Below are 16350 nucleotides of genomic sequence, written 5' to 3'. Positions count from 1 at the left end.
TTTAAATATTGATCAATATCGCCAGAAGCCTGACTAAATGCTTGTATTTGTACATTAATAAAGGATTTCTATAGACTAACATTAGCTATATCACAGCAGCATCAAAACATTACTGAAATTTTAGATTTATATTAGATATCATCTAGAAAATCAAAGAATACACAAACAATAAACAGCATGAAAAAGGTTTTAATAGTTGATGATGCAGCCGATAGTCGCCTGATCATTAAAAGCATGCTCAAAAACTATGATATTGAAATTTCAGAAGCCCATGATGGTATAGAAGGATGGAAGAAAATTATCGCTGAGCAACCCGATTTGGTATTACTGGATTTGCATATGCCAAATAAAGATGGTTTCTCTATTCTTGAAGACTTGGATGAGGAGTGGTTGGATATACCTGTCGTTATAATATCCGGCGACTCTAATGATGAAACAATTAATACATGCGAATATTATGGCGCTAAAGCATTCCTTAAAAAGCCAATAATTCTTGAAGAGCTTAAAGAGGCTATTAAAGTTTTACCAATTTAATAAGAAACGCCCGACATCTTATGCCGGGCGTCTTTTTTATTCATTTTAGTTCTGAAGATTTTTACCTCACCAAGATTTTTTGTTTGTATGAATGATCTTTGCCAGCAACTTTTACAACATAAATACCTGGCTTGACATTTAACTCATATTCAAACTGCTCTCCTTCAAATTCCTCATTCATAACTTTCGTACCTGAAATGGTATAAATAGAAACTGTTTTCTCCTGAATTGTCCAATCACAATATACTTTGAGCGTATTATTATCGGCTACATAAACACGAACAGTTTCTGCCGACTTATCATCATCTATACTTGTTGGAATAGGTACTTCATTAAAATGAAGCACGAAACGATCATCATATGTACCTGCTTCACATGCAAAATCATAACTTGTCTGATTATCCATAGAAACCATGTTACCAGTAACCTTATCTTCCAACACAATATCATATGTATCTGACAAGCTTTCAATTCCTGTAATCTGAATACTATGATTTCCATCCTTAGCTTGTAAACCAACGGCTTGAGATAATCCATCAACATTTTTAGGTAAAACGTTAATCACAGCCTTGTTTTCACCAATTATCGAGTAGATATATGATACATTATTGGTATAGAATCGCTGCTCTGAATCCATTCTTGAGTACTCAAGATCGCCATTATCCCTCAGTGCAATTACAGCTTCATCCGTTAACTCATGTTCGTTACTCACATTAATTCGTAAGACATCTGATTCACTATTTTTAGTTGATTTCAGTGATGATCTAGCTGCATCATGAATTCGTTTATCAGCCCTCATGAAAACATCTGTTCCGGCTTTTCCAGCATCAGTTTTTACATAAAAGGCCTGCGATGGAGCCAAAATACCATTAAAAGAATTTGGTGAACCAATACCACTTAGCGTATTAAAAGTGTGAAATACTTTATCAGTGTTTCTTGTTGATTCCGTTACATACACAGAACCCGTTGTATTTTCAAAATCGGCACCAAGACCAGGTTCTTCTGCTAATTGGTAATACGCCGGATATGGATTTGCCATTATCTGCCATTCATCTTGCAATGGGCGACTGTAAACAGCATCTGTATTAATCGTACCAGTATGAACAACTTTTGATCCTGAATCTTTCACCTTGAACAGGTAGCCTTTCAGCTCATTCTCTACAGCTAGATCAACTGAACCTGGTTTATCGGATAGCTTGTCATACGTTCCATTGTTCAGATAATCATACATAGCATAATCACTTCCTTGTGGTGCTCGAATAGATTCGTAACTGCTCATTTGCGGATTTGATATACCATGACCAATAAACCACCAACGAAGATTGTCATAGGTCCATTCGACGGTGACATTACCATTAACCAAACCATTACTGATGTATGATGCAGGGCTCACATTGGTATTTTGAATAATAAACCCATCAGCAGTATTAACATCACCATTCGTGGTCAATTGTCCACCAGGCTCAATTGTTAATGTTCCTCCCAATGTTATATCAAACCCATGTATTTCAACTGTAGATGAATTGTCAATAATTACCGTACCATCTGCTGGAATAGTAACGGTAGAACCTGCATCAGGCATCACATCATTGTACCAGTTTCCGGCATCGAACCAATCGTTACTAACATCACCTTCCCAAGTGTAAAGGCTCACAAATGGCCAGCGCAACAAGCCGGATGATGGTGAAGGTGTTCCTTCATCATCTTTTTCGAACAAGTAGTTACCCAGATCTCCGCTTGCATCCTCAAAATGGAATACAGTTGTTCCGGATGTTCTTGTTACATTATAAGTAGGCCCTGAGTTGAATACAAGGTTACGTAATGTGTCCTGAGCTGCAGCCATATCATGAAGTATCGTCATATAACTACCCGATCCCGGATCTCCATTTGAGAAGATACCATTAGATAAGTCATACGTTTCATCAATATCTGCTCCTGAATGCATATACAACCCATCAGCATCTGTGTAATCCACATTGTAATAACTTGCTTTAATAGAAGCTCCAGAGTTAACATCAAATGAATATCTACCTGCGGTACTACTTGTTAATGTAGCGCGGTTCAATTCATCAGTACCAAGCAATTCAATAGCTCCTCCTGAGTTCACATTAAGGCCTGCTCCGTCAGCCATATCCAAGGTTGCTCCTGCATTTATTAGTAGTGTACCTGAAATAGCTACCTCATCAGTACCTGAACCATCACCTATTTGTAACGTATTGGTTTGAACATCCACCGTACCTGCAAGAATATTCATCTGCTCAGATACAGTCATATCACCTGTTAGATTATAGATTACTCCTGAAGCATTAACATTTAAATTGTAGAAATCAGAGCTACCTGCCTGAATAGTTTTCGTACCTGAAGTTGCTGTTAAATAAACAGTTCCTTGCTGCGCATCAAATGTTCCTGAATTAGTCCAATCACCTTCTACATATAATGAATAATTGGAAGATCCTACGTCTAACGTAGCCCCTGATTCAATGGTCAAATTAGTATTTACATCAGTATTACTGGCTAGTTGATATTGAGTTGTTCCTGAAATAGTAAGAGAATAAAATTCCTCTCCTCCATTATCAATTGTTTTTGCATTTCCTGTTCCATCAAATGTTACGTCTCCATTTAATAAAGCAGTTGCAACGCCACCAACAGTCCAATTTCCTTCCACTGTAATTGAATCCTCAGCGGAAATCGTTCTTAAAGTTCCGTCAATTGTTAAATCTCCATCAACATTCATATCTATTGCATGATCTCCAACAGAAGTATTTATTCTTAGTTCGGCACCAGCCTCAATAGTTAAATTACCTGTTTGTTGACCCGCAATGGTTAATATTGGTTGATTCACTGCACTTGCAATCACAACATCATTGGCTGCTGTTGGTACAATAGAACCTCCTGAACTAGCTGTCCAGTTAGCTGCTGTATTCCAATCTGTACTAATTGATCCATTCCATGTTAATGAAACAGGCCCTGTCCAATTAATAAGATCACCCGGATCATTATCATTACCCTCACCGGCAAATACACCTGTTGAGTTATAGAATTCTAAGGTTCCTGAACCTGCTGTGTACTTAGCAACATTTGAGGCAGTACCTCCCGGATCATTTGGAAACGAAACATTTTCAATACGGTTTCCACCTCCATCGGTAAAACTTTGCGTATTTTCTATCCTTAATTGTGGACCGCTTGATGACGAGCCGGAGAAGGTACCGTTGCTAAAATGATATGTTGCATCGATTGTTGATGAGGTGGTTAAGTAGATACCAACGCTCGACATATTTTCGAAAAGATAATACTCTGCCGCTATTTCTCCTTCTACAGTGAACGAATACGAACCACCTGAATCATTATTTGATACTTTAGCTATCCCTGTTCCATCTCCAACAACCTCAATTTTTCCTGTTGAACTTACAGTTAATGAGGTACCATTTCCAATACCAAGTACTCCACCTGCTCCAACTTTATATGTTCCATCAATAGTTACTACATCAGAACCTCCATTTCCAAGGTTAATTGTATTTCCATTTCCGTCAAATACTCCTGAAGTCAAAGTAAAGCTGCCATCTAAAGTAATATCATCCTGCGCAGTATAAGTTGCACCACCATTAATTGTAATATTCCAAAATTCTGATCCATTTGCACCAATATTAGCAGAGCCCGAAGCCTTATTTAAATAATACGAACCTGATTGTACAAAGCTACCGGAAGCATTTGCCACTAAATCTCCACCAACATAGATGGTTCTGCTATTTCCGCTAAATTGTCCGCTTGTTACATTTAGATTGTTTTGAACGGTAAAATCATTTACTACATTGTTGTTTGCATAAACAATGGCACCTGAGTTAATAGTTAAATCATAGAAATCATTGCCATTAGCTGCTCCAATGTAAATAGATCGGTCTATTGAATTATTAAATATTACTTCTCCTGAACGACAAATAAAATTACCTCCACTACCATCATCATTATCCCAATATCCACCAACTGTTAAGGTGTAATTACTTGTACTTACATCTAAAGTAGACTCAAGGAATATCAGGTTTCCTTTTACTTCTGTGTCACCTGTTAATGTTTTGGTATTTGCATTATCAAAATATAGATGACCATATGAAACGCCTTCTATATTCTGATCAGATGAACTGTAATACCTCGTAATACTGGTTGCTGACAAGTTATAAGATGCAAATGATTTAGGGAAATTATCGGCTCCATATACATAAACATTAACAGCATCTTCAACAGTGAATGTACCTGATCCATCACTTGTAATTGTGTTGGTTTGAAGGTCAACACGATTAATTCCATTTCTAAAGGTCATATCACCATTGATGGTAACATCTTCTTCCAAATACAATCTTTGGGCAGTACAATTAATATCTAAATTATTAAAGGTCGATGCATATAAATATTGGTACCCTGAGGTTCTGTTAAAGACAATTGTTCCTGAACCAGAATAAGTTCCTGATCCATACCAATTAGTTCCAGTGAAAGTATGACTTTCACCACCATCAGCAAAAGTACCCGCTGCATCAATATTAACATCACCTGTAAATGTAATGCCTGAACCCGCCTGAGCACTTAATGTCGAATAAATATCCGTGTTTCCGTTTACAGTTATTACTCCCGTGAAATATTTGGTTCCACTACCATCTACCTGAAGATTTTCAAATGCACCTGCCGTAACTGTTTGGTCACCGCTCGCTTTTAATACAATGGTTCCATTAGAAGCTCCATTATGATCGAAACTACCGTTTGTGATGGAATAATCTCCATACAGGTTAATTATATGATTATTTGTAGTTGGAGATAAAGTTCCATTTGCGATGGTTAAGTCTCCTTCGATATTCAGACTTGCAGAAGATAAACCAAACGTGGTACTTGCATTATCGAATACAACATTATTGAAGTTTGAGGTTCCTGGCGTAATGGTAACATAACCATTTCCCGAGTTGAAGGTTACAGTGGCGTCCCCATGCGTAAAGTTACCGAATGTACTAACTGTCCAATCTCCTCCTACATATATATTACTTCCAGAAGAATTTACAAATAACAAACCATCTGTAATAGTCACATTTTCAGACACTGTGATGTTATTATCACTTTCCAGCCTTAATATTCCATCTGTAATGGACAGACTCTTACATATAGCATTTCCACCAAATATAATTGGATCTACAGCCACATCAGGAATAATAGCATCCATTAATTCTGTAGGAACTCCATTATCCCAGTTTCCATCTTTATGCCAATCTGTATCAATTGCACCTGTCCAATATGTTTCAGTAACTAGAGGCCAACGACATAAACCATTATCATATGCCACCGCCTGATCATCATCCTCAAATTTATATTTACCCAATGCTCCTGAAACATTCTCGAATGTTATATCTGTTGAAGCTAACTTACGCTCTACGTTGTAGTGCCTTCCTTCAGCTGGTATTCCATCGTAATTAAATACTACATTAGTAATATTTCCTCCTGTATAATCCGCCTCTAATACAAGATAACGGGCATCCTGCTGATCTCTCATATTAACAAATGCGCCATCTGAGAAGTTATTCACTGCGTCCAACGTAGAACCCGGCATCAAGTTAATTCCTTCATCGGCAATATATTCAATTATATAATAACGTGCTGCCATGGTCGCACCGGACTGAATATTAACCTGTGTTTTATTTACATTACTTGTTGTTTCGCTGGTAAGAGTAGCTATATTAGATGCATCGGTACCCACAACGTTAAATGCTCCATACACATCTAAAGTTGTCTGTGAATTATCATTATTCACATACAAATATGATCCTTCATCAATAGTAAGCGTTCCGTCGATTGTATGGGTTACCGCACCGGTATTATCTCTTCCTAAGTACAACGTTTGATTATTTAAATCCAACTCTGCATTTGTTCCAATGTATAATTGGTTTGTGAATCGCGTTGCCGTACTTACAAGATTATATTTTACAGATGCTCCCGGGGTAAAGTCTACATCGTAAAAATTATCTCCTCCACTTGTAATGGTAACTGGAGATATTGATCCATTAAATGTTACTTTTCCGTTGCGATCATAAAATGTTCCTTCGTTTGTCCAATTACCTGCAATAGTTATATCATAGTTCGAACCATTTCCTACATCCAAAGTAACTCCTGATTCAATCAACAAATCACCTCCTACTGTCCAGTCTGAACTTAAATATTTAGTACTACTGCCACTACAAGTTATATTATTTACTGCAAAATTTGGAGAATTTACTGTCTGACCTCCTCCATCTAAATTAATATTTGCATTAGCACTAATTAAAGTACCGCCTGACGTATTAGTAATTTCATCCTGTATTGTATAATCTAGACTTCCAAGATCAACAGTACCTTCATTTATGGTGAAATCATTGTTGATATCTGCTCCATTATTTACAAAGGTTTTAGTTGAAGCACCTGAGAATACAACAGTATGAAAATAATTTGAAGCATCCGGTGCACCGGGATCAATTGTTTGATCTGAAGTTCCACTAAAAGTTAAAGAATTAGCTGTTTGTGAATAAGTACCATTATTAGTCCAGTTTGCACCATTAAAAGTAATATTCTCATATGCGGTTACAGAAATTCCAGGATTAATTGTAAGATCTCCATTAATAGTTGCTACATCATTTCCATCACAAATCGTCTTTATTCCTGTACCGGTAAATGTGATATTTTGAACTATTACCTGATTATTTACATCATCTCTAATATGCTGATCTCTTAAACCATCCAATATAATTGTCCTGTCACTTGATGAAGCCACATAATCCGTTAAATAAATGTTTGCTCCGGCCACTTCAATATCTGTGCCTCCATCATTATAGGTAGCATCTTCAATATCGAAATCTCCATTCACATCCAGATTAGCTACACCATCCCCTGTTACAGTTTTGGATGATGCTGTATAAAATGTAAGGTTTCCATACGCAATATTTGACCCTGTATATACAGTCTGGTCAATACCGTCACTATATAAGTAGTAACCACTATTTTCATTAAAGTCGTATGTTCCAAACCCTTCCGGGATAGCTACACCATCTGTTGCCGGTCTTGAATTTCGTATTGTTGCACCTGTCTCCATTGAAAGTGTACCTGAAGCTGTACCTGTTATATTTTTGTAATTATTTCTTCCACTTGAAGTATACATAAACAGATCTACCCCACTTTTAATTGTTAAATCACCTGTAATAGTCAAGTCACCTTGGGTATACTTATCATCAGTACCTGCTAATATTAAGTGATTAAATCCTGTTATGTCTGCATCAATATACCAACGCCCACCAATATGCTCCAGAATAGCATCACCTGTTCCCCAGGTCATTGAACTATTGCCCCTTAAATCAATATTATCACTTAAAGTGACATTAGCATCATTAGTAGCTAAATCTAGAATTGCATGACGAGTTGTACTGTTCATGTACAGATCATTGGTAATGAATAAATCACCCAAAGCTGTTTTTGTTGAGGTTATTCCATCTGTTAAACTCCTTAGACTTAAGCTTCCGTATGTTGTCGCTTCTATTTGCTGATCAATATCCGAATAATAGTTAGTTTGACTTGCCGATGAAAAACTATGTGTCTCAAATCCTGTAGGGAAGTTACTTGCTCCTTCAATTTGTAAATCTTCATTATTAGTTAATGTATTATCCGCTCCAATACCATTAAGTGTATATGTTACTACATTAACTGTTCCGGAAGCATCACTAATTAGTACATCACCATTAACATTAACATTGTTAGCCAGTATTTTACCTCCCGTATTTGAGAATGTAATATTGTTAAAGGTTGTAGTGTTCGTTCCCTGATCAATATATTGTGTTGAAGTACCATTAAAAATAACTGTACCTAAACCTGTCTGCGAAAATGTTCCTCCATCATTTTGCCAATGACGGGAAATATACATGTTATTTTCCTGAGCATTAAGTGAAGAACCATTATTAAGGGTAACTGAATTGTCAATTGCAATATTTGAATTAACAGTTGTTGTACTTGTACCACCAATAATCAGATTATAGAATGTGCCATTGGTAATCGATTGTGTTGTTCCATCGAAAGTAACGTCGGCATTACTTGCATCAAAAGAACCACCATTGGCCTGATCCAGGTACCAATCTCCTCCAACAGTTATATCATTATCTGAAGAAGCCTGATCAAATGTTCCACTGGTAATGGTTAAATCATTATCTATATCAAGCACTGTATCAATAGTATATAGTGAAGTTCCTGCATCAAATTCTAAATCATAGAATGCTTTACCAGCACCTATACCTCCACTTGAAATTATATAACTACCCGATGCTCCATTAAATACTACTTTTGAATTACCGTGCGTATAAGTTCCGTTATTAGACCAATTTTTACCTACATAAATCAAAGCTGTATTATCTGTTTGAGATAGTGTAGCTCCAGTACCAATGTTAACATTTTCCTGAACATCTAATTTCGTATTGCTATCTACATTAACACTAATTGCATTTCCTCCCTGAACGTCCATATTTAATCGCATACACGCACCATCAGTTCCTGAAATATTTATATTATAAGCATCGGTTAAAATACTATGATCCAAATAAACAATATTATTAATTCCAGGCACTGTATTACCATCCCAGTTTAATGGTTCATTCCAGTCTGTATTTGCAGCACTTCCTTGACCATCCCAATAAAAACCTGCAGGGAACGTCCACTCGATTAAAGTACCCGGAACGCCATTATCTATTTCGTAAATCTCTCCTGCTAAATCTCCTGAAGCATCTTGTACAGTAACCACACCATTACCCGATGTACGTGAAATATTATTGTCAGCTCCCGAGTTAAAAGTCATATTAGTTAGGGTAATATCTCCTCCTAAATCCAATCCATTTAAAGTTATGTATGAAGTTCCAGAATCACCTTCCTTATAAGTCCCATTACTTAGGTTATTTGAAGCATCAATGGCAGAACCACTAATCATAATATTTCCTTTTTGAATACTATAATGGTTGGCATATAAAGTTCCACCAATTGCATTAACTGTAAAACCATTTGATGAATGTGAGTTTTCAAGGTTAGCTGTCATCCCTTCTTTACCTACTAAGTATAGCTCACCACTGTTTAGATTAAGGCTCTGGGTATTGGTAAATAATATTGTTGAAGCAGAATCCACGATTAAGGTACCTCCATCAATATCTATTTTTCTACCACTATCATATAATTGTAACTGATTCTTATTTAAATCTAGTGTACCAGCCAAAATACTCATATCAACATTATCCAGGATAAAGTCACTTTGCATTTCATAGGTAGCTCCTGAAGCATTAATAGTTAACCCCCTAATAGTAGCTCCATTAGGATTAAATATTTTTGACCCTCCAGTTGCGTTTAGTGTGAGCAGGCTTGAATTATTGTTACAGTAATAGGTTGCCTGATTATCGAAATTACCTGCGACATAAACATCGTAAGCATTGGTTCTCAATTGATTTGATAAAATACTCAGATCATTTTCAACCACTAAATCACCATATAAGTCAACCCTATTACTCTTATTAATTTCTACATCATAAAAGTTTTTTCCTGCTAAAGATCCTGTTGTTGTTCCACTATGAACCTCAGCCAAACTTGATCCATTAAATATCACTTTACCATTTCCATGGACATATGAAGCACCTACAACATTATTATTCCAATCATCTCCTAATGTAATATCATTTCCATTTGCATCCAGAGTTGCTGTTCCTTCAATGTATAAATCGTACCTAATTGTAATATTTCCAGTCAAAGCTTTTGTGTCTGACCCCTGGAAGTTTACATGATAAAATTCTGATGAACTTATATTCTGAGCAGTACCATCAAAATATACTGTTCGTGAATGGGTAAAGGTTCCATTATTACTCCAATCACCACGAACATATAGAGATACATTATTACCATTAACAGTGGACCCATCTATTGTAAAATTCCCATTAACATCAATATTTTGCGATGCCAAATCAGGATCCGGCGGATTATTATAATCAAAAGTCTTATCTCCCGAACCTTCAAAAACAAGGTTGTTGAAAGCCAAGTTGTCCTCATGGTATGTTGTAATTTGCTGAGCTGCCGAACCATTAAAAGTCACCGTACTTCCTGTAGAAACGAAGTTAGTTACACCTGTGTAATCGTAAATAGTAAGATCATCACCTACATATAGATTCTGGTTACTAATATCTAATACACCAGCATCTCTGTTAACCGTTAAATCATCCAATATTTGAACATCAGATAAGAGAGATACCGTTTCACCGGCAGGATTCGTCTTATTTATTGTTAAATCACCAATGGTACTTGTATTGGTTAATGTAATACTTTGGTCAACGTCACCATTCATATTTGTTATTCCTGTTGTTTGAGAATAAACACCAGTTCCATTAACTAATATGTTACCGCCAATATTCATATCCAATGATGACGCATTAAACGCACTTCCATCATTTACAGTAAGGTTCCCATAAATATTTAAGTCTCTGAACAAGTTAGCTGTACCACTATTAGCAATAGTAATATTATTAAAATTGTATCCATTAATATCCTGATCTACCCCATCAAATACAATTGTACCTGTTGCCGAGGTTTGAGTATAATAGTTAGTGCTGTTCAGTATCCAGTTTCCGGAGATAGTATGGGTATAACCGCCATCATAAAATACGGGAGTATTGCTAATCCTTGAAATATCTCCATCAATATCCAAAGCTCCTTCTGCAGTTTTATCTCCTCCATTAAATGTTATGTTTCCGTAGGTTATACCATCAGCAATATCCTGGGCTCCATTAAGGTTATAACGAACAGTACTTGTGACATCAAAAGTTTTTGTGCCAGTAAAGTTATCTATTACCCCTGAGCCAAATGAAGTGTGACTTGTATATAATTTACAATAGGTACCAAGGGAAAAATTATTAGCTGGTCCTTCAATTTCATTATCATACAAATTTACAATATTTTGAATAGCTACAGTACCACCACTATTTTCAATTGAAAGATCATTAGTAACGCTAATATTACACCCACTATAAAAATTTTTGGTTCTATTTCCCGTTGCCCCAGTTTGCGAAATTATTAAATCCTTAAATACATATCTACCAGTTCCTGTTGACTCAAAGTATTGACTATATTTACCTCCATCAATTGTAAAAGTTGCGTTTGAGCCATCTATAGATCCATTATTCCCACTGTTATAGATAGATGCTCCTGAAAAAATATGTGAGTAATTTTGTAAATCAAAATTACATTCATTTCTTAAGTATAAATATCCTGTAATTACTACAGGTCCATCTACAGTTTTATTATAAGCATATCTTAAAATTAATCTTCCATATGTACCTGCTCTAATTACCTGATCCATTGCTCCATCGTAAGTAATCAATGCTGACTCATCAAACGCATAGGCTCCAAAACCGTTAGGAAAGTTATCAGCTCCACGAATATATAAATATCTATTTTTTTCAACCGTTAAAGTATTTCCTACCTGTCCAACGAAAACCGCATCATCATTAATCACTAAAGAACCGCCTGTTGTTACAGTTACATCATTGTTTGAAGTTATTGTAATAGTTTCTCCAAAAGATGAATGAGTTAGATATACTGTTCCTTTTATTATCAACTCTGCTGTTCCCAAAGAAAATGTGGACACGGAGGCATCATTCGTATCCAGATATCCTCCATTCATTGTAATTGAACCGGAAAAATCGCAAGTTCCATTTACCCTTAAGCCGCCAGTTATTTCATGATCTCCTGTGCCATCAACTGTAGCTCCGTTATTAACGGTTATTCTTCCTGAAGCAATTATATTACCTGTTACTGTTTTTGCATTTGCTCCTCCATTTGAGAAGTTAACATCATCAAATGAAGTTGTTCCATTTAGGTTTACTACCTGAGCTGAAGTTCCGTTAAAGTTGGTTGTATTACTTAACTGAACATATTGTGATCCAGCTTCTATATTAAAATTACTATTAACAGTTACTGTAGCATTATCAACTGATATCTGAGTATTATTATTCGCTACAAAATCTCCATTAACAATTATAGACTCTTTAATTGTATTAAGTCCTGCATTATTAAACGTAACATCATTAAAAGTAGTTGGCGTTCCTGTGGAAACTATTGATGCTGTACCTCCATCAAAGATAAATCCTCCAGTTGCTGCGAATGTACCTCCATTATTGACCCAATTATATTCTATCGTATGTGTATTACCCCCATCGTTAAATGTCGCACCTGATTCTAACGTTAAATTCCAATTTATATCCAAAGGAATATTTGCTGTGGCATAAGATCCTGATTTAAATATAAGATCACTGAAAACAGGAGTATTAGTACCTACAAAATCAATAGTCCCGTATATTTCCACATTAGCAACCGTTGTAAAATCCTGCCGAAGATTAATAGTTCCGTAATTACTTAAGTTACCATAAAGTTTTATAACATGAGCAGGTCCTCCAGCCGAGTTCGGAATTAATGTTGCTCCATTTTTGACTTCAATTAATTCCTGGATAGTCAACGTTTGTTGCGTTGCATCACTACCAATTAGGAAACTACCTGATGTTCCTTCTCCTATGATTAATCTGCGCACATCAATATCACCATTACTATCCAGTGTAACTGTATGTCCATCCTGTACAACTAATATTAATGAACCGGCAGTTAAGTCGGCTAATGTTGGATTACCTCCTGTTCCATCTTCATTATGAGCCCAACTTGCAGTTGCGTATGCAGAAACATCTCCTGTAGAATAATAAATGGAAGATGGGTCGGACCATTCAATTAATGTTCCCGGATTGGCATTATCATTATCGTGGTTCTCCCCGGATAAAATACCTGTGCTCTCCACAAAATCAACCGTCGCAACTCCAGAAGTACGTGTAACATTATAGGTTGGTCCTGCTTCAAAGACAACCTCTTGAACTGATGATAATCCTCCTACTGGATCAAAACCACTTACATTAAGATATTCTGTTCCTGTACCATTAGAGAATGTTGTATTACTAAAATTATTAGTATTATCAACCGTTCCGTCTGTAATAGTAATACCTCCTGAATAATCAAATACTCCATATAATGCGTGGAATTCTGCTGCTGCATCTGTTTGGTTAATTAAATATCCACCACTTCCTGAAGTAGTAACTGTAGCAGGATTTCCTGATGTACCAACAACTTTAAATATACCATTGTTTGTTATAGTGGCACCATCTGCTATTTGTAATGTTGCATTTTCGTCAACTTCCAATGCAGCTCCACTGCTTAGAGTAATATTTGCTGCAGAAGTAAATTGCTGAGAGTTTAATTTTAGTGTAGCTGTTCCCTGAATTGTAACATCTCCTGCAACCGTGGTCATATTTTGAAGGCTCTTAGTTCCTGATCCTTCTATAATTAAGTTACCTGCATAGGCTACATCTAATATATTCTGAGCTCCAGTTCCATTATAAGCTACAGTATTACTTCCTGTCGTAAAAACTCCGGTAGATGAGTGCGTAACACTTCCTGAGATAATTAAATCTCTACCTAAACATTCAAAATCCGCCGTTCCTGAAGTTGTTAAATCATTTAAAACCGTTGTTGTTCCCGTTTGTAATTCTTTATCATTATTATTTGATGCAATTAAATTGTAATATGTAACGGGCTTAATATACTGACGTCCATTTCTATTGTAATCAAAGGTATTGGCAAAAGAGGAGCAATCTAAGATACCTGTATTCATTGGTACTCTATCTCCATCATTATAATTTACTAATCCTTTATTTATAAATGTGGCATTTGCTCCTAAACCATCTAATTGATCGGTTATTGAAAGTCCGGCATTATTTTCATTAGTTACTGTAACATTATCTGCAATGTAAATATCATTGGTAAACTGAACTTCAGATGTTCCGGTAATGGTTAAATCCTGATTTACTGTAAACGAAGATGAATTGGTAAATGATCCATTATTCTCAATACCTCCCACAAAATCAAAGTCATCACGATTTGAAGTATATGTTCCTCCAGATTCAACTGTAAAAAGTCCTGTAAATGTACTTGAACCATTACCATCTGTGTCACTTATTGTTCCATTTACTGTAGTTGTTCCTGTGACAGTTAAGTTACATCTTTGAATATTAAAATCTCCCGTAGACTCTACAATCAAATTTCCACCAACATCTACGGAACCTCCTGAATTGTCATCATTGGCATTTCCTTTAATAGTAAAATCGTTATTGATTGTAACATCATCATTATCAAAATCAACTGTACCATTTTCTTCAATGGTAAGGTTATTAACTGTAAATCCTATATTCAAATCTCCAACATTATGAAATACTGTTACATCTTCATTACCTCCCTGACCGGGCACAACTCCTGTATTCCACGTGGAGGCACTATTCCAGTTGCCTGCTTGTACTGAAAATGTTCCTGCAGGCAGACCATCAAAACACCCTGTTGATTCACCTAATGTCCATTCTCCTTCTAACTGTGAGACATTTGTAAAAGAAATTTGATTAGAGCTATGATTATAACTTGTAGTCGGTTCATTCTCTTGCCATATACTACCGTCGAAATGACCAACCGTTGTAAGATTTCCTTCAACTATAGGAACTAAAACATCATTATCCGAATAGTTAAAACTTCCTGTAGATGATGTTATATTCAAACCTGAAGATGAAATGTCCCAGTATCTTGTCAGTGCATTATCTGAACCTACAGTTAAGGTGTGACGACTTTCATATAGTCTTACATATAAGTTACCATTTACATCACTACCACTAACGGAAGTTAATATCATTGGTGTGTATTCACCCCCAATACCTATCGGGTAAGTTATTTCAAAATCGGAAGCTGTATTTCCGGCCTTTTGTATATAGCCATTATTAGAAATATTTATCATTTCCGATGAACTATATGAAGTTTCCGGAATTAATGTTGACGCATTACCCAAATATAAACGCCTATTTTCAATATCCAAAATAGTTCCTAGTGTTAGTGTACCATAAACATTAGCACTATTTCTTAGTGTTTTTGAACCTCCTGTTAGTTGCAAGTTACGGTATGAGACATTTCCTACTATTTGATTCCCTGCATTATTATAATAAACAGTTGAACTTGATCCCATGGTAAATCCATTACCGTTAAAATCCCCATCAATGTATAATTCACCTGTAGCTACTCCTACAAATCGAATATTGTTACGATTGGAATTTGCCTGGTTAATATCTCCATTTACTGTTAATGTTCCATCTTCTATGTCTATCCTGGTATCTTCACTATTACTTCCTGTATTAACCATCTCCACTGATCCACAGGTAAGCGTACCGGAATTAACGTAAATGTTTTGGTCTCCTGCATCAGCATCCGGATTACCAAAAGTAATTGCACCAGTTACAGTTAAGCTACTACTTCCCATCGTTATATCAGTGGCAGAAGTTGTACCATCTGCAAATGTTAAGCTACCAATTGCATTACCTGGTGAAATGTCTAAAGTTACCTGCGCACCATTCTCAATGCTCACATCTCCTGTACCGGCTGATTGCCCTGGATACTCGGTGGCAGCGATCCATCCGCTATTATATACCTCCCAAGACGCAATATCACTCCAATTGGCACTTCCTGTTACTATCGTACGGTAATCGCCATCTGACTGAGCCAGAGCGCTTGATGTAAATAACAATAACAATAAAACAACACTCCCGATCCCCTTATGAGAACATAAATACCTTAATTGCACCATACATCTTATAATATAGCAAGTTACTCTCCCGTAACTTGTAGTTTAATACATCTGAATTTAATAGAGTTCTACTTTCCCCATTTTTGTTG

The 16350-nt window shown here is 36.1% G+C and carries 2 protein-coding genes; one reads left to right on the top strand and one right to left on the bottom strand.

Annotated elements, in window-relative coordinates:
• Window positions 1–177: 177 nt before the first annotated feature.
• Complete coding sequence (locus tag AC4MRQ_RS00810; protein WP_491195728.1) at window positions 178–534, top strand: response regulator; 357 nt, start codon at window positions 178–180, stop codon at window positions 532–534.
• A 61-nt stretch (window positions 535–595) separates the two neighbouring features.
• Here AC4MRQ_RS00810 and AC4MRQ_RS00805 read toward each other — a convergent pair whose 3' ends face one another.
• Window positions 596–16261, bottom strand: a complete 15666-nt coding sequence (locus AC4MRQ_RS00805; protein ID WP_491195727.1) for a DUF8693 domain-containing protein — start codon at window positions 16259–16261, stop codon at window positions 596–598.
• Between the last annotated feature and the right edge of the window lie 89 nt (window positions 16262–16350).

It is taken from the genome of Carboxylicivirga sp., from assembly GCF_982718395.1.
Note: the sequence above shows the minus strand (reverse complement) of the source record. Positions and strands in the feature narration are given on the sequence as shown.